General features: G+C 53.3%; 17 protein-coding genes and 1 pseudogene. 16 read left to right on the top strand and 2 right to left on the bottom strand.

Annotated elements, in window-relative coordinates:
• Positions 1-7 precede the first annotated feature (7 nt).
• The 11 genes and pseudogenes from ACR1UW_RS10265 (at position 8) to ACR1UW_RS10215 (ending at position 8,882) form a co-directional block, all read left to right on the top strand.
• Positions 8-457, top strand: coding sequence for a MaoC family dehydratase N-terminal domain-containing protein (locus ACR1UW_RS10265; protein WP_015374783.1), 450 nt, complete (start codon positions 8-10; stop codon positions 455-457).
• Positions 454-858 carry a MaoC family dehydratase gene (locus ACR1UW_RS10260; RefSeq protein ID WP_033011525.1) on the top strand — a complete coding sequence of 135 codons (405 nt, stop codon included), beginning with the start codon at positions 454-456 and terminating at the stop codon, positions 856-858. The genes ACR1UW_RS10265 and ACR1UW_RS10260 overlap by 4 nt, the downstream gene beginning before the upstream one ends.
• A gap of 95 nt (positions 859-953) precedes the next feature.
• On the top strand, positions 954-2,123 hold the full coding sequence (locus tag ACR1UW_RS10255) for a thiolase family protein (protein ID WP_237420297.1): 1,170 nt from the start codon (positions 954-956) through the stop codon (positions 2,121-2,123).
• 20 nt (positions 2,124-2,143) lie between these two features.
• Entirely contained in the window at positions 2,144-2,770 is a 627-nt protein-coding gene (locus ACR1UW_RS10250; protein ID WP_498933183.1) for a TetR/AcrR family transcriptional regulator, read from the top strand.
• 54 nt (positions 2,771-2,824) lie between these two features.
• Positions 2,825-3,688, top strand: a complete 864-nt coding sequence (locus ACR1UW_RS10245; protein WP_033011519.1) for a branched-chain amino acid ABC transporter permease — start codon at positions 2,825-2,827, stop codon at positions 3,686-3,688.
• Positions 3,688-4,728, top strand: a complete 1,041-nt coding sequence (locus tag ACR1UW_RS10240; RefSeq protein ID WP_237420299.1) for a branched-chain amino acid ABC transporter permease — start codon at positions 3,688-3,690, stop codon at positions 4,726-4,728. Before ACR1UW_RS10245 ends, ACR1UW_RS10240 begins: the two co-directional genes overlap by 1 nt.
• A 2-nt stretch (positions 4,729-4,730) precedes the next feature.
• Entirely contained in the window at positions 4,731-5,495 is a 765-nt protein-coding gene (locus tag ACR1UW_RS10235; protein ID WP_237420300.1) for an ABC transporter ATP-binding protein, read from the top strand.
• Positions 5,488-6,195, top strand: coding sequence for an ABC transporter ATP-binding protein (locus ACR1UW_RS10230; RefSeq protein ID WP_498933180.1), 708 nt, complete (start codon positions 5,488-5,490; stop codon positions 6,193-6,195). Before ACR1UW_RS10235 ends, ACR1UW_RS10230 begins: the two co-directional genes overlap by 8 nt.
• Positions 6,196-6,321: 126 nt before the next feature.
• Positions 6,322-7,536, top strand: coding sequence for an ABC transporter substrate-binding protein (locus ACR1UW_RS10225; protein ID WP_498933178.1), 1,215 nt, complete (start codon positions 6,322-6,324; stop codon positions 7,534-7,536).
• A gap of 483 nt (positions 7,537-8,019) precedes the next feature.
• Positions 8,020-8,628: pseudogene (locus ACR1UW_RS10220) on the top strand (multidrug resistance efflux transporter family protein); the annotation flags it as partial.
• On the top strand, positions 8,625-8,882 hold the full coding sequence (locus ACR1UW_RS10215) for a hypothetical protein (protein ID WP_498935298.1): 258 nt from the start codon (positions 8,625-8,627) through the stop codon (positions 8,880-8,882). The pseudogene ACR1UW_RS10220 and the gene ACR1UW_RS10215, both read left to right, overlap by 4 nt.
• 112 nt (positions 8,883-8,994) lie before the next feature.
• On the opposite strand, the gene ACR1UW_RS10210 is transcribed toward ACR1UW_RS10215, so the two are convergent.
• Positions 8,995-9,498 (bottom strand): QueT transporter family protein, encoded by a 504-nt coding sequence (locus ACR1UW_RS10210; protein WP_237420305.1) that lies wholly within the window; start codon positions 9,496-9,498, stop codon positions 8,995-8,997.
• Between the two features lie 72 nt (positions 9,499-9,570).
• Here ACR1UW_RS10210 and chrA point away from each other — a divergent pair, with 72 nt between their 5' ends.
• A complete protein-coding gene (gene chrA / locus ACR1UW_RS10205; RefSeq protein ID WP_498933175.1) occupies positions 9,571-10,776 on the top strand; it encodes a chromate efflux transporter in 1,206 nt (401 codons plus the stop codon).
• 10 nt (positions 10,777-10,786) lie between these two features.
• On the opposite strand, the gene ACR1UW_RS10200 is transcribed toward chrA, so the two are convergent.
• A complete protein-coding gene (locus ACR1UW_RS10200) occupies positions 10,787-11,713 on the bottom strand; it encodes a COX15/CtaA family protein (RefSeq protein ID WP_322311214.1) in 927 nt (308 codons plus the stop codon).
• 196 nt (positions 11,714-11,909) lie between these two features.
• On the opposite strand from ACR1UW_RS10200, the gene ACR1UW_RS10195 reads away from it, so the two are divergent.
• From ACR1UW_RS10195 to ACR1UW_RS10180, 4 genes are read left to right on the top strand one after another with little or no spacing between them, the layout of a single operon-like run.
• A complete protein-coding gene (locus tag ACR1UW_RS10195) occupies positions 11,910-12,449 on the top strand; it encodes a cupredoxin domain-containing protein (protein ID WP_322311215.1) in 540 nt (179 codons plus the stop codon).
• Positions 12,449-13,897: a cbb3-type cytochrome c oxidase subunit I gene (locus tag ACR1UW_RS10190; protein ID WP_237420309.1), complete on the top strand. Its 1,449-nt coding sequence runs from the start codon at positions 12,449-12,451 to the stop codon at positions 13,895-13,897. The genes ACR1UW_RS10195 and ACR1UW_RS10190 overlap by 1 nt, the downstream gene beginning before the upstream one ends.
• Entirely contained in the window at positions 13,890-14,525 is a 636-nt protein-coding gene (locus ACR1UW_RS10185) for an SCO family protein (protein WP_322311217.1), read from the top strand. Before ACR1UW_RS10190 ends, ACR1UW_RS10185 begins: the two co-directional genes overlap by 8 nt.
• Positions 14,522-15,100 (top strand): hypothetical protein, encoded by a 579-nt coding sequence (locus tag ACR1UW_RS10180; RefSeq protein ID WP_322311218.1) that lies wholly within the window; start codon positions 14,522-14,524, stop codon positions 15,098-15,100. The genes ACR1UW_RS10185 and ACR1UW_RS10180 overlap by 4 nt, the downstream gene beginning before the upstream one ends.
• Positions 15,101-15,481 lie beyond the last annotated feature (381 nt).

Below are 15,481 nucleotides of genomic sequence, written 5' to 3'. Positions count from 1 at the left end.
GACGGGGATGTACCAGCATGACATCGGAAAACGGTCGGCGAAAGTGAAAAACACCGTTGAACACGGAGCGGTGAAAAAGTTTGCGGAGGCGATCGGCGACCCTCATCCGATTTATTGGGATGAGGAGACGGGGAAGCGGTCGCGCTACGGGCGCAACATCGCCCCGCCGACGTTTCCGCGCGTGTTTGACTACGGCGTCATTGAGGGATTGAAATTGCCGGCCAAAGGGCTCATTCACGGCGAGCAGCGCTTCCATTATGAGCGTCCGCTGTTTGTCGGTGAAGAACTGTACTGCTATGCGGAAGTGAAAGATTATTACGAAAAACAAAGCAGCATGGGCTTGCTCGGTTTTTTAGTGATCGCCAACAACGGCGAGGATGCTGACGGAAATCTCATTTTCACTTCCACCTCGACGATCATCATCAACGAGGCGGTTAGAAAGGCGATGAGCGTATGACGACGATCCGCGATTGGCAAGTAGGGCAGTCGCTTCCCGACGTGACGCTTCCCCCGGTGTCCCGGCTCGATTTGATCAAATATGCCGGCGCATCAGGCGACTACAATCCGATCCATACGATCGACGACGAGGCGAAAAAGGCAGGGCTTCCAGGCATTATCGCCCACGGCATGTGGACGATGGGCAACCTCGCAAAGCTGTTTACGCCGTATTACGAAGAAGGGTTCGTACAGGACTATTTTGTCCGCTTTCAATCGATGGTGTTTTTAAATGATATCATCACCTTAAAGGCAACGGTGAAGGAAAAAGGCGACAAGACGATTCGGTTTGACGTCGCGGCCGTCAATCAGCATGGCAAAGAAGTCGTCAAAGGTGAAGCGGTCTTTGCGCTTTACGAGTGAAAAAGACGGGCGGCCCCAAAGCTGAAGCCGTAAGCGGGGCGAGGGGGCCAGCCCGTTTGCGGGGATGTATTCACAACGAACAAGGGGGAATGACGATGAAACGGGATGCCGTCATTGTGTCGGCCGTACGGACGGCCATTGCCCGCCAAGGAGGCGCTTTGGCGACGTTGCCGGCGCATATTTACGGTGCGGAAGTGATCAAAGAAGCGATGCGGCGGGCGAACATCGGCCCGGAGCACGTTGATGATGTCATCATGGGCAACGTCCTAAGCGGCGGCGGCAACATCGCCCGGCTGACGGCGCTGCAAACCGGCTTATCTCTAGAGTTGACAGGTTTGACCGTTGACCGCCAATGCGGTTCGGGCATTAACGCTGTGGCGTTGGCGGCGCAGGCCATTTGGGCCGGCGACGGGGACGTCTATATCGCCGGCGGTGTGGAAAGCATGAGCCGCGCACCGTATTTGATGGACCGCCCGGAAAAACCGTACAGCTCAACACTGCCCAGCTTCCGCAAGTCGCAGCTGTCGCCAAAAGAGATTGGCGACCCGCCGATGGGCATTACGGCGGAGAATTTGGCGAAAAAGTACGGCATCAGCCGTGAAGAACAAGACGCGTTTGCCTTGCGCAGCCAACAGCGCATGGCGCGCGCCATGCAGGAAGGGCGGTTTGACGAACAAATCGTGCCGATCACCGTTCCGGTGAAAAAAGGCGAGCCGTTCGTCTTCGATACGGATGAACATCCGCGCCCGAACACGACGATGGAAGCGCTGTCGAAGCTGCCGCCGGCGTTTTTGGAAGGCGGAACGGTGACGGCCGGGAACAGTTCTGGATTGAACGACGGAGCGTCGGCGCTCGTCATCATGTCGCGGGAAAAAGCAGAGGAGCTTGGCGTAAAGCCGCTTGCCGTCATCCGCGCCCATGCGGTCGCCGGGGTCGACCCGAACATCATGGGCATCGGTCCGGTGCCGGCGACAAGAAAAGTGTTGGAAAAAGCGGGGTTGACGCTTGATGAGATGGACATCATCGAAATCAACGAAGCGTTTGCCGCGCAAGTGATCGCCTGCGACCGCGAGCTTGAAATGGATCCGGAAAAAGTGAACATAAACGGCGGCGCCATTGCCCACGGCCATCCGCTTGGCGCGACCGGGGCGATTTTGATCACAAAAGCGGTGTATGAATTGAAACGCCGCAGCGGGAAGTATGCGCTGATTACGGCGTGCATCGGCGGCGGCCAAGGGATTGCGACCATCATTGAGAGAGAATGACGCATTGGAGACCGTGGAGGATGAAAGAAAAATTAAGGGAAGTGGCCATAGAGTTGTTCGAACGCAAAGGATTCAAAGAAACGTCGGTGCAGGAAATCGTCGAAGCGATCGGGGCAACGAAGGGAGCCTTTTACTACTATTACAAAAGCAAAGAGGAGTTGCTATGTGATATTTGTGTTTCCTATCTGGACGATTTGCTTCGGCAGCAAGCTTGCATTGTCCAAGATCTTGAGAAAAGCTGCACGGAGAAATTGCGGGCCATCGTCCATATGGTCATCTGCCATATCCGCACACGGAAGAAAAGCGCCCGCATTTTCTTCCGTGAGATGCGGCATTTGGCTGACGACCATTTAGAGGAAATCCGCGCCAAGCGGCGGTTGTTTCGCAAGCGGTATGAACAGCTTATTCGGGACGGAATGGCGCGCGGCGAATTCAAGCCGTCGCTTCATGCAGAAATGATTACGTTCGGCCTGCTCGGCATTACCAACTGGAGCTATTATTGGTTCCGGCCTGACGAAGGCATCTCTGAAGAAGAACTGACGGATATTTTCGTTGATTTCATTTTGCACGGCATAAAGGCGCCAAGAGCTGGAGAAAGCGGTCGAAATGAGGAGGAGCCAGGCAATTCGGGCGGTCAGACCGAATGAAAGATCGGCCGCTTTGATGGTCTGGCCAAATGGCACACAAAAAGGGGGATCGGGATGGAGCTATTCATCCAACAGCTGTTAAACGGGCTGACTGTTGGAAGCGTTTACAGCCTCGTGGCGTTAGGGTTGACGCTTGTTTACGGCATTTTGCACATTCCAAACTTTGCCCACGGCGCGCTGTATATGATGGGCGGTTATGTTACATTGATGGCTATGACGAAGCTCGGGATGCCGTATGGGATCGCGATCGTCGCATCGATGGCGGCGGTCGGGCTGCTTGGCGTCTTGATGGAGCGGCTCGTGTTTTATCCGCTTCGCAATGCGCCGCCGCTCCATGATAAAATCGCGGCGATCGGCATCTTGCTCTTTTTGGAAGCGTTTGCCCAGTTTGTCTGGGGGGCGGACTATCAGACGATGCCGACCCCGTATGGCGATGTCGTCACGGTGTTCGGATTCACATTGACCATTCAACGCATCCTCATCATCGCATCCGCTGTCATCATCATGATCTTGCTTTACCTCTTCTTGAAAAAAACGTTCATTGGCGCTTCGATCATCGCGATGGCGCAAAACCGCGAAGGGGCGAATTTGGTCGGCATCAATACGAACAAAGTGGCCATGTTGACGTTTTTCCTCTCCGGCAGCCTGGCTGCGCTTGCCGCGTCGCTCGCTTCGCCGATCAACCTTGTGTTTCCCGGCATGGGGCATCTCGTCATCTTGAAAGCGTTTGTCATCATCATTCTCGGCGGCATGGGAAGCATTCCCGGCGCCATTGTCGGCGGCTATATTTTAGGATTCAGCGAGAGTTTGGGGGCGACATATGTGTCGAATGACTACAAGGACATTATCGCCTTCGCCATTCTCGTCATCATTTTAACAGTCAAACCGAACGGACTGTTTGCCAAGGAGGGACGTTGATGGCCATTTTGGAAAAACGGCGCCTATGGCTCGCTGCCCTCATCGCTGCGGCGATTCTCTTTCCGCTTTTCGTTGCCAACGGCTATTACGTGCATATGATGACTATTTCCTTTATTTGGATGATTGCGGTGTACGGATTGAACTTGTTTGCCGGCTATACGGGGTATTTGTCGCTTGCCCACGCTGGATTTTTTGCGATCGGCGCGTATGCGCTCGGCATTTTGACGGTAAAAGCTGGCTGGCCGTTTTGGCTTGCTTTTGCCGCAGCGTGTTTGCTGACGACGTTGATCGGCGTTTTCGTCGGACTTGTCGCCTTGCGAACGAAAGAACACTTTTTCGCCATTTATACACTTTGCGTCGGCTACATCATCTATTTGATCATTGACAAATGGGACAGTTTAACCGGCGGAGTGCGCGGGTTTATCGGCATTCCGGCGCCGGCTGACATCGGCCCGCTCTCGTTTCAAACACCTGTTGCCCAATATTATTTGGTGTTGTTTTTCTTGCTTGTCGTTGTTTGGATCATGCATCGCCTTGTTTATTCGCTGACGGGGAGGACGTACATTGCCATTCGCAACAGCGAGGAGCTCGCCTTGACGCTTGGCATTTCGACGATGAAAAACAAGCTCGCCTCATTTGTTCTCTCGGTCTTTTTTACATCGCTGGCCGGGGCGCTGTATGCGTCGTTCATCCGTTTTCTCGGCCCAGACATTGCGTACGTCAGCGTCATGTTTGACTTTTTAACGTATTTGCTTGTCGGCGGGATCGGCACGCTCGCCGGACCGGTCGTCGGCACGCTCTTGGTTACATTTTTGTCCCAGCAGTTGCAGTTTTTGCAAGATTATCGGATGTTGATTTTCGGACCTGTCTTGACGCTGCTCATCATTTTTTACCCTCATGGCATTGCTGGGGGGATCATCCGTTTGAAAGCGAGGCGGAGCGAAGCGCGCCGTCTTCAGCTGGAAGCAACACAAGCGTCCGCGGAACTGGCCGCTGCCTCGCGCCAAGAGCGGAGCGAACGATATGCCAAGGAGGGCTGAACATGTTTTTGCATGTCGAGCGATTGACGAAACGATTTGGCGGGCTTCTGGCGGTCAACGATGTCACGTTTTCTGTTGAACAAGGGAAGATCAACGCAATCATTGGCCCGAACGGCGCCGGCAAGTCGACGTTTTTCAATCTCATCAGCGGCTTGCATCGGCCGACGTCGGGGACGATTACGTTCAAAGGACGCGATATTACCCGCCTGCCAGCGAACGAACGGGCGAAGCTCGGCATCGCCCGCACGTTTCAAACGACTCACTTGTTTGAACAGGCGACGGTGATGGACAACGTTATCATCGGCCATCGCCTCCGCACGTCATCCAACTTATTTGATGCCATTTTGCGCACGAAACGGCATCACCGCGAGGAACAGGCATGCAAAGAAAAGGCGATGGAAGTGCTTGACTTTGTCGGTCTAACCCATGTGGCGGATCGGATGGTGGCCAATTTGTCGCAGGAACAGAAAAAGCGGGCGGCGTTCGCGCTGGCCTTGGCGACCGATCCGGAGCTCGTTTTGCTTGATGAACCAGCAGCCGGCATCAACCCGGATGAAACGGAAGGGCTTGAGGAGTTGATCGTCAAAATGGTAGAAGGCGGCCTGACTGTTTGCCTGATTGAGCACAAAATGTCGATGATCATGAAAATCGCCGACCGCATTATGGTGTTGAACTATGGAGAGAAAATTGCAGAAGGAACGCCGGAGGAAGTGAAAAACAACGAGGCGGTCATTCAAGCGTACTTAGGAGGGAGCGCCATTGCTTGAAGTTGCGAACGTATCGGTCCGCTATGGGAGTTTTGCCGCCATTCGCGATGTGACGTTTTCCGTCAAGCGAGGAGAGATTGCGGTTTTGCTCGGTGCCAATGGAGCAGGAAAAAGTACATTGTTCCGCACGATCAGCGGACTGCACAAACCTGTGCAAGGGGAAATCCGCCTCAACGGTGAGCGCATCGACTCGCTTCCGCCTGATCGCATCGTCGGGCGCGGCGTCGTGCAATGCGCAGAAGGGCGCAAACTGTTTTCTCGCATGAGTGTATACGAAAACTTGCTGATGGGCGCTTACGTTCATCGAAAGGATAAAGATGGCATCCGCCGGTCGTTGGAATACGTATATGAATTATTTCCCATCTTGCGGGAAAAGCGCAATGAGCCGGCCGGGTCGTTAAGCGGCGGCCAGCAGCAAATGCTTGCCATCGGCCGCGCCTTAATGTCACGTCCTGCGGTGCTCTTGCTTGATGAGCCGTCAATCGGACTCGCCCCGTTGATTGTCGAGCAAATGTTTGCGACGATTAAGCAAATCAATGAGGGAGGAACAACGATTTTGTTGGCGGAACAAAACGCTCATGCGGCGCTGTCGATCGCCCATCGAGGCTATGTGTTTGAAAATGGAACGATCGTTGCCTCAGGGACGGCGGAGGAGCTGCTCGCCAACGACGATGTCCGCAAGGCGTACATTGGTGCATGATAGGCCTCATCCTTGTCCATCAGCGAAAGCAAGGAGAGGAGATGGCACTGAAAGGGGGTGAATAACGGGTGTGCTAAATATTATCTAAATATTCAAAATAATAAATCGTCAATAGGGGGGAGTAGAATGAAAAAAAGAAAATGGTCAATCGCCGCTATGATCGCGGCCATCATGATGTTGATGCTTGCGGCGTGCAACAATTCGCCAAGCAGCAATAACGCCAACGGCGGAAACAATAGCGGAGGAGGCAGCGGTGAAACGGGCACGGTCAACATCGGCTACAGCGGCCCGCTGAGCGGCCCGGCCGCCTACTACGGGGAACGGACGTTAAACGGCTTGAAAATGGCGGCCGAGGAAATCAACAACAGCGGCGGCTTTGAGGTGAAAGGAAAGAAATACAAAATTAACCTCGTCCCATTAGATGACAAATATTTGCCAAACGAAACGGCAGCGAACGCCAAACGCCTTGTGCAAGAGCATCATACGCCGATCATTTTCACGCCGCACAGCGGTGGCGTCATGGCGCTGCAAGTGTTTAACCAAACGGACAATTTCATCATCGCGGCATACACAAGCGAACCGAAAATTACGCAGACCGGCAACAAGCTGACCGTGCGCATTCCGCCGCGCTATGACGGCTACATCCCGACCTTTACTGATTATGCCATGAAGCGTTTCGGCAAGAAACTGGCCGCTCTGCCGACGGCGACGCAATACGGGAAAGACTGGACGGAAAAATTGTTGCCGTACTGGGAAAAGCAAGGCGGGGAAGTCGTCTACAAATCGTCGATTGATTTTACGAAAGACACTGACTTCTTTACCATCGTGACGAACGCATTGAAAGAAAAACCGGACGTGCTGTTTATCGGCGGACCGTCGGAACCGACGGCGAAAGTGGCGAAACAAGCGCGTGAACTTGGCTTTAAAGGCGGTTTTATCATTATGGATCAGGCGAAGCTCGATGAAATGCAACGGACGATCGGTTCTTATGAGATACTGGAAGGCTCAATCGGCGTCATGCCGCTTATTCACTCCGACCAACCAGGGGCTCCGGAGTTTGCGGAAAAATATCGGACGAAATTCAATGCCGAGGCGAGTTCGGAATCCGGGTATAACTACTTGGCTCTTTACGCGTTTGTTGAGGCTATGAAAGCCGCTGGGACGGTTGATGATCCGATGGCCATCCGCGAGCATTTGAACGAAGGGCTGAAAAACATTCCGAAAGAAAAGCAAGTATACGTCGTTCCAAGCGTCGGCGATGATGGCGGCTTTGAATCAGAAATCGTTGTGGCCGCGGTTGAAAATGGAAAAGTTGTGCCGATTGAGTTAATTGACAAATAATCCGTCCGCCATGCAAGGCCGACAAACGAAGAAGCCCTTTCATCAGCACGTTTGCCATGCATAGCGTCTCGAAGGAGACAACACCCTCGACAGGCTGTCGGAAAAGTCATCGCTCGACTTTTTCCAGACAGCCTTTTCACATTCTGATATTTTTTGATTATACGGATGACAGCTGCGCCTGTTAGGGTGCCTTTTATCAAGAGTGGGCGTTCGACATGTTCATTCCGGATGGGGATCAGAAGGGAAGTCCATATCGCCGTGAATGTTCAAAGATCCAGGCCGATCGCTGGCATTTGGCAAGTGAACAATGATAGGCAAAAGAGGCTTACATCGTGATAAGATCGCCTCTTTGGCGCTGCTGTTTCGGTGTATACATATTTTTTATAAAACTATGTTCTAAATAATCAAAGGAACAAATAGAAAAATTTTAAATAATGAGATAAAATAAAACTGCTCTACATCATTGAGAAGGGAGAAGGAAAAATGCGCGAGATGGCCCTCGGCCTTGCCGCCTCATTCTTCTTTGCTGTTACATTCATATTGAACCGCTCAATGGAGCTGGCGGGTGGAAGCTGGGCGTGGAGTTCGTCGCTTCGTTTTTTCTTTATGGTTCCGCTGTTGTTTGCCATTCTTTTGGCACGCCGCAACCTCGGTCCGGTTTGGCATGACATGAAATGCCATCCGTGGACATGGATCACCTGGGGGACGGTCGGGTTCGGCTTGTTTTACGCGCCGCTCACCTACGCGGCCGCCTACGGACCCGGATGGCTGGTGGCCGGGACATGGCAGTGCACGATTGTGGCCGGCGTTCTGCTTAGCCCGCTCTTTACAGAACGAAGAGAAACGAAAAACGGAACGGTATTGGTGCGCCGTCCGATTGAAAAGCGGGCGCTCTTGATTTCCATGTTGATTTTGTCCGGCGTCGTGCTTATCCAGTTCCAGCAAACAAGCCACCTCACTTGGAAAGAAATCGGGTTGGGGATCTTTCCCGTGCTGATGGCCGCGTTTGCGTACCCGCTTGGCAACCGGAAAATGATCGAACATTGCGCCGGGCGCCTTGATGCGTTTCAACGCATAGGGGGGGAACGATGAGAATCATCGTGTGCATCCTGCTTGTCTGCCAGACGTTCGTCATCTACTATTGGATCAGCGATTGGCGTCAGCTTGTCACCCCGGTGGGCCTTTGCATGTGGGTGGGCGGAATCGCAGTCGGCCTTGTTGTTCTTCGGACGGGGCGGTACCTATCGCCAAGATGGCGGAGGGCGCTGAAGATGACGACGGCGGGAGTCATCTTGCTTGCTGTGATGTCGCTGATCATTGAATGGGCGGTTTGTTCGATGCCGTAGTCAAAATAGATGTTGAAAGCCCGTACGATTGATCAAGAACTTCCCGTGTGGGCGTACGGGGAATGCGCCTTTAGAATGAAGCGAACCCCTTACCTAAGGCGAAAGAGGGCTGCTAACGGCTTCGATGGGCGGAATCGAACATCTTCGGCGCCAAGCGGCGGCCAACCGCATACATGATCGGTGCGCCGATCGCCATGACAACAAACTCGCCAATGGCCGTCGTCAGCCATGTGAGCCAAAACGGAAAGCCGAGCGCGAGCTTTAGTTCAAAGGCGATGATGGCCATGGTCACGGTAAACGACAACGTATTGATCGCCATACGCGCCCAAATGTTCTCGACATAACGCATGGAAACAATCGTGATGAGAAGCGCCAGCACCGACTGGCCGACGCCGAATACAAGATCATACGCGACAATCGGCGAGAAAAACAAATTGGCCAAAAAGACGCCAAGCACGATGCCCACGGCGTATGTTCGGCGGAATACGACTAGGTGGTTTAACATTTCTGAGACGCGAAACTGAATATTCGTAAAGCCAAACGGCTGAATGAGCGCCGTCACCGCGATATACACGGCGGCGATCAAACCGTTTGTCGCCATCGTTCGAACGTTCATGGTATTCTCTCCTCTCGTGCATGATGATATGATTGTAGCATGACACTCTCGTGAACGAAAGGAGCGGGATCCATGGCTGCAAAGAAACAAGCAGCAGACCGATATGGTTCCGTCTGGGAGGTCGCAATTACGGCGCTTCGCCTCGGCTTGACGTCATTTGGCGGACCGGTGGCTCATCTTGGCTATTTTTACGAAGAATACGTCAAACGAAAGAAATGGATTGACGAGAAAACGTATGCCGATTTGGTCGCTTTATGCCAATTTCTCCCTGGTCCGGCAAGCAGCCAGGTCGGCATCGGCATCGGATTTATGCGCGCCGGCGTTTGGGGGGCGTTGGCAGCGTGGCTTGGTTTTACGCTGCCGTCAGCGGTCGCCCTCAGCCTGGTTGCTGTTTGGCTGCAACACCATTCTTGGGGTGACGCCGGCTGGATGCACGGCTTGCTGTTGGTGGCCGTGGCGGTCGTAGCACAAGCCGTATGGGAGATGGCGCGCAAATTCGCCTCTAGCCGCCTCGAGGCAACGGTCGCCATCATAGCGGCGGCCGCCGTGCTTCTTGCGCCGGGCGCGTGGAGCCAAGTCGCCGTCATCGCCGCAGCGGGGGGCATTGGCGCTGTTGGATTGCGAAAAAACGTCGCATCTTCTTCGTCTGCGGCAGGCATCCCGCCTTCCATTCGTCGTTCCACCGGTTTGACGTTGCTTTCATTGTTTGCCGTGTTGCTTGTTGCGCTGCCGCTCATTCGCACTTGGATCCATTCACCGCTTTTGGCGCTGTTTGACAGCTTTTACCGCGCCGGGGCGCTCGTGTTTGGCGGTGGGCATGTCGTGCTGCCGCTTTTGGAAGCGGAAGTGGTGCCGCAAGGGTGGGTCACCGCCGATCAATTTTTAGCCGGCTACAGCGCCGCCCAAGCTGTTCCGGGGCCGCTGTTTACGTTTGCCGCGTATATTGGAATGGCGGCGTTGGGCTGGAAGGGAGCGCTAGTGGCTACCACAGCCATTTTTCTTCCATCCTTTTTGCTCGTTCTTGGCGCGTTTCCGTTTTGGCACTGGCTTCGCCGTCAGCCGCGCTTCCAAGCGGCGCTTGCCGGCATGAACGCCGCTGTCGTCGGGATTTTGCTTGCGGCGCTGTATGATCCGATTTGGACAAAAGCGGTGAACGAGCTGGCCGATTTCGCGTTTGTCCTCGTCGCCTTTCTTTTGCTTGCCGTTTGGAAGTGGCCGGCGTGGGCGGTTGTTCTTGTTTCCTTCGTCGGCGGGTGGCTTCGCGCGTTGTTCGGTTAATGTTTGATGCCTAGCGGGCAGGCGTTTGGGTGTATTTCCTCATCCTCCTGCGAGCAGATAATCTTGTCACAACAGACATATGTAAGTAGATTTTCAACTCGACTAGCAGCAAAGCCAGCCATGTGCCGACGGCCAAATGGATGACCGCCCAGGACAGATGAATTTCTGTCGCAACGGTGACTATCCCGATCACCGCTTGCAGCAGCCCGACCGCTGCCGCCAAAAGGAGGCGCCGTTCCAGCGGGCGCCCCCAGCGGCGCCTATGGGCAACAAACGCTGTCCAAATGGTATACAACACCGTAGCGGCAGCAGCGGTTCGATGAGCGGTTTGCCACATTTGGGCTCCGCTCGATGGCCATGCTTGTTCCCCGCATGTCAGCCATCCGCATGCCAGACCGTAATGTTGATGTTTCACGTATGCGCCAAGCAGTAACGTAGCTGCCAATAAGAACAAAAGAACATGGATATGCCGCTTCGCCTCTGTTCCAATAGTTGTCCGGCCGACTGGTTGATGCATCTGTGGAGAGCGCTGGATGTTCCGCCAAATCCAAAGAAGGCAGCCTAAAAAGAGAAACGCGATGAAGAAATGAATCGTGACAATGATAGGTGGAAGGTCAAACCAAACGACGAGAGCTCCAAGCATCATTTGCAACGCAAGCAAAACAGCGGCGACCGCTGAAACGAAACGGTTTGTCCCGCTTCGGGAAGAGCGCCATAAGCGAAGGCAGAGCACCCCGGTCAACAGCGCGAGCAAAGCGCCGATCAATCGATGGGCGTACTCGACCAGCGTCGCTCCTTTTAACACCGGGATGAGCATCCCGTTGCAAAGCGGCCAGTCAGGGCCGCACCCCATCCCTGAGTTTGAGGAAGCTACATATCCGCCGAATACAATGAGAACGTATGTCGTACATAGCGTCCAAAAAGCCAATGATTTCATCTTCATCCCTCCTAATGCCATTTCTCCCATTATAGCAAGTCCATTGCCGTATAACTGTGTTCCCCATCACAATGTCCACAAAAAGCCAAATCGGGAGAAAAATGGTCTATTTTGTGATGAAGTTAACTGTAAGAAAGCGCCATCATCCCCTATAGTGAAACTATCTTAACGGGTGAAAAGGGGGAGTGGATAGGTCATGTACCAGCAGGCAGCGTGGATTATTTCCGTTGTTCTCATCCTGTTTGTCCTCTTTGTTTTTTTGTATGTCGTCGCTCATTCCGGCCAGCGCGCCGAATATGAGCCAATTCAGAAAAAAGGATACCGGATTCGGAATGTATGGTTTTTGGCCGTCATTGCGGCCATGGGCCTAGCGACGTTTTACACGCTGCGCGATTTGCCATTTGAAAGGCCGGCGCACGCCGCCAATCCGACCGTCGTTCAAGTGAAAGCGCGCCAGTTTGGTTTTGTGTTAAGCCGAAACGAATTTCGCGTCGGTGAATCGATCGCGTTTCAAGTGACGAGCGAGGATGTTAACCACGGGGTCGGCATCTATGATGAAAGCATGGAACTATTGGCCCAAACGCAGGCCATGCCGAAGTATACAAATACGATTTATTACACGTTTGAGAAACCCGGGACGTATCAAGTGCTTTGTTTAGAATATTGCGGCATCGGCCACCATGTGATGACAGCAACCATTACCGTCGTGCCAGCCCAAGAAGGGGAGGGGAAATAATGGAAGCGAATGTCCGGAAGATGGTTGCCTTGTACATGCTCGTCAGCGGCATCGCGATTTTGCTCATGATGGTGCTCGGGCTGTTGATGCTGCTGGCGCAAGGAAAGATGATTCCGCTTGGACAAGATACATTTTATGAAATGATGACCGCGCACGGAACGTTTATGATCGGGGCGGCCGCGTTCGCCGCATCGGCGGTTATGTGGTACTTTTTGCGCCAGTACGTCCGGTTATCGTTTCCGATTTTTGTGACCCATTTCGTGTTGTTTTTAACAGGGGCGGTGATGACAGCCATCAGCATTTTCGTCTTCCGTTTCGCCGGAGCGTGGACGTTTTTATATCCGCTACCGGCGATGTCAGCCGGCATGTGGGGAAAAACAGGGGCGAGCCTGTACTTGATCGGCATGCTGCTGATTGGTGTCAGCTTTTTGCTCCTTTATCTGGATACGTCGCGGGCCATTATTCGCGAATATGGAAGCCTTGGCCACGGCCTCGGCTGGCCGCAAATTCTCGGAAAAGTGAAAGGTTACGGTCCGCCGCCTACGGTAGTGGCAAGCACGATGGTTTCGATCGTCAATCTCGTTTCTTTAACAGCTGGGGCAAGCGTCTTAGTAATGAGCTTAATCAATTTGTTTCAACCATCGATTGAGATTGATCCGCTGCTCGCGAAAAACTTGATTTACGCCTTCGGGCATATTTTCGCCAATTCGGTCATTTACATGGGGGTCATCGCGGTATATGAAATTTTGCCAAAATATACAAACCGCCCATGGAAGTCATACAAAATTTTCCTTATCGCGTGGAACATGTCGACATTGTTTACGATCATCATTTACCCGCACCATTTGTTGATGGACTTTGTCATGCCGAAATGGATGTTGATTATCGGCCAAGTGTTTTCATATTTAAATGGTTTGCCGGTTTTGGTGGTGACCGCCTTTGGCGCGTTAATGATCGTCTATCGTTCCGGCATTGAGTGGGATATGGCGTCAAGCTTCATCTTCCTTTCGATGTTCGGCTGGGTTGCAGGCGTCATGCCGGCGATTGCGGACGCAACCATCGTCATCAACCACGTCATGCACAACACGAAATGGGTGCCGGGACACTTCCATATGTATATGGGAATCGGTGCGGTTTCTATGTTATTCGGCTTTATGTATTACTTCATTCGTGGAAACGGGCGAAAAATCGGCTATGCGGATATGGTCAGCTTCTGGGTGTATACGATTTTCTTCCTCAGTCTATGCGGCACGTTCCTGTTTTCTGGAAAAGTGAGCGCACCGCGGCGGTGGGCTGTGCATGTTCCGGAATGGATTCCGTATGATCGCATGGGGGCGATGTTTGCGGTTGCCATTATCGCCGCTGTCACGGTGTTCCTTTACCGCTTTTTCGTTTCAGTGATCACCGTTCAAGCAAAGCAAAACATTGAGGTGGGGCCGCGTGCGTAAAATCGTAGCGGTGGCTCTCGCGCTTCTGTTCGGTTTTGGGCTTCTTTGGCACGGGACGGACGGGTTTCGGGCGTTTACGAGCGAAACCGCCCGCCGTCTCGCCATCTTGCAAGAGCCAAAACCACTTCCGACTGTTCGGCTCGAGGATCAAAACGGCCGCACGTTCTCTTGGCAAGATCAGCGCGGTCAATGGGTTTTAGCCACTTTTATGTATACAAGGTGCGGCGATGTGTGTCCGGTGATCGAGATGAATTTGCGCCGCATCTACGACGCCGTTCGTCAGTCCCCGCATAGCGATCGTCTTTCGTTTTTAAGCATTAGTTTTGACAGCCAAAACGATACACCGGAGATGTTGATGCATCACGCCCATCATTACGGGGCGGATGGCGTTACATGGCGCATGGCCCGTGTGCCGAACGACCAGGAACTGCAACGGTTATTAGAAGTGATGGGCGTCATTGTGATCCCGGATGAGAAAGGCGGGTATGAACATAATGCAGCGTTTTACTTGCTCGACGAAAAGGGGCGGCTCGTCCGCATTTTTGATTACAACCATCCGCAAGCGGTCAGCGCTGAGCTGAACCGCCTGCTGGCCAAAGAGGCATCCGCTGAGGTGGTGAAACAGTGAGCGGGAAACGATATGCAGCCGGCGGAGCTCTCCTCATGGCAGCCCTTGCGCTGCCGCCGGTGTTGCGTTGGATGGAATCATCGATGATTGGCGTGATGCTCGGGCAAGTTCCGTTGCTGGTGACAGCTGGATGGCTGTTTGGTTTGGCGTTGCCCCGCCGTTTCGCCGAATGGCTCAGCCGTTGGAACGAAAACGGTTTGCCTGGATTGTTGTTGGCCATCAGCGTCCTTTCCTTTTGGATCTTGCCGCGTTCAGTCGACGCTTCGTTGAATGAGCCGTTGATGCGGCTTGCCAAATGGATGATGCTGCCACTGCTTACAGGGCTGCCGCTATCGTTAAGCTGGAAACGGCTTCATCCGATCGCTCGCGGTGTCGTCCATGCGAATGTCATCTCGATGCTCGTTGTCATGGGTTGGCTGTATTTAGCTGTGCCGGCGCGCGTGTGCAACAGCTACTTGCTCAGCCAACAAAACGCGCTCGGCCGCATGATGATCGCGTTGGCCATCGTGCTCGCCGCTTTTTGGTCGTTGCGGCTGTTCGTTGCTGGAACAGCAAGCAAGCCAGCGAATCGCTAAGTCAACGGAACGGTCTCTCCTTGTTGCTGGAGCTGAATTGACGGACATGCGGACGGATCTTAACAGGAAAGATTCGTCCGTTTTTTGTTTGCCCCCTCCTCTTTTCCTTTGGTGAAAAGAAGGATTTTTCACCGCTGTGCCAAATCTCTTTACCGATATGGGGACAAGTGCTTGTTTCCGTTGCGTGAACGTCAGACAGGTTGGCTCAGTCAACAAGAGGTGGCTTAAACGGGTCAACAGCCGTGTCCCCAAGTTTAGAAGGTTAGTGAAAAGAGGGATCATTTCTAGCCGACATGAGGCCAGCGAAATGAGAAGTTGATGCCACCATTTTCCCTCATGTGGGAAACCATGCTGGAGAGCGGGATGTTTCGTTCAATCGCC

This window comes from Geobacillus lituanicus, from assembly GCF_050994965.1.
In the GTDB taxonomy this organism is placed as follows: Bacteria; Bacillota; Bacilli; order Bacillales; family Anoxybacillaceae; genus Geobacillus; species Geobacillus stearothermophilus.
The sequence above is the reverse complement of the archived record's forward strand: the minus strand, read 5'-3'. Positions and strand labels throughout refer to the sequence as shown.

What these genes read in the sequence shown, in the direction of transcription:
- ACR1UW_RS10265 (WP_015374783.1), top strand. Translation starts at nt 8, where the DNA reads ATGTACCAGCATGACATCGGAAAACGGTCGGCGAAAGTGAAAAACACC.
- ACR1UW_RS10260 (WP_033011525.1), top strand. Translation starts at nt 454, where the DNA reads ATGACGACGATCCGCGATTGGCAAGTAGGGCAGTCGCTTCCCGACGTG.
- ACR1UW_RS10255 (WP_237420297.1), top strand. Translation starts at nt 954, where the DNA reads ATGAAACGGGATGCCGTCATTGTGTCGGCCGTACGGACGGCCATTGCC.
- ACR1UW_RS10250 (WP_498933183.1), top strand. Translation starts at nt 2,144, where the DNA reads ATGAAAGAAAAATTAAGGGAAGTGGCCATAGAGTTGTTCGAACGCAAA.
- ACR1UW_RS10245 (WP_033011519.1), top strand. Translation starts at nt 2,825, where the DNA reads ATGGAGCTATTCATCCAACAGCTGTTAAACGGGCTGACTGTTGGAAGC.
- ACR1UW_RS10240 (WP_237420299.1), top strand. Translation starts at nt 3,688, where the DNA reads ATGGCCATTTTGGAAAAACGGCGCCTATGGCTCGCTGCCCTCATCGCT.
- ACR1UW_RS10235 (WP_237420300.1), top strand. Translation starts at nt 4,731, where the DNA reads ATGTTTTTGCATGTCGAGCGATTGACGAAACGATTTGGCGGGCTTCTG.
- ACR1UW_RS10225 (WP_498933178.1), top strand. Translation starts at nt 6,322, where the DNA reads ATGAAAAAAAGAAAATGGTCAATCGCCGCTATGATCGCGGCCATCATG.
- ACR1UW_RS10215 (WP_498935298.1), top strand. Translation starts at nt 8,625, where the DNA reads ATGAGAATCATCGTGTGCATCCTGCTTGTCTGCCAGACGTTCGTCATC.
- ACR1UW_RS10210 (WP_237420305.1), bottom strand. Translation starts at nt 9,498, where the DNA reads ATGAACGTTCGAACGATGGCGACAAACGGTTTGATCGCCGCCGTGTAT.
- chrA (WP_498933175.1), top strand. Translation starts at nt 9,571, where the DNA reads ATGGCTGCAAAGAAACAAGCAGCAGACCGATATGGTTCCGTCTGGGAG.
- ACR1UW_RS10200 (WP_322311214.1), bottom strand. Translation starts at nt 11,713, where the DNA reads ATGAAATCATTGGCTTTTTGGACGCTATGTACGACATACGTTCTCATT.
- ACR1UW_RS10195 (WP_322311215.1), top strand. Translation starts at nt 11,910, where the DNA reads ATGTACCAGCAGGCAGCGTGGATTATTTCCGTTGTTCTCATCCTGTTT.
- ACR1UW_RS10190 (WP_237420309.1), top strand. Translation starts at nt 12,449, where the DNA reads ATGGAAGCGAATGTCCGGAAGATGGTTGCCTTGTACATGCTCGTCAGC.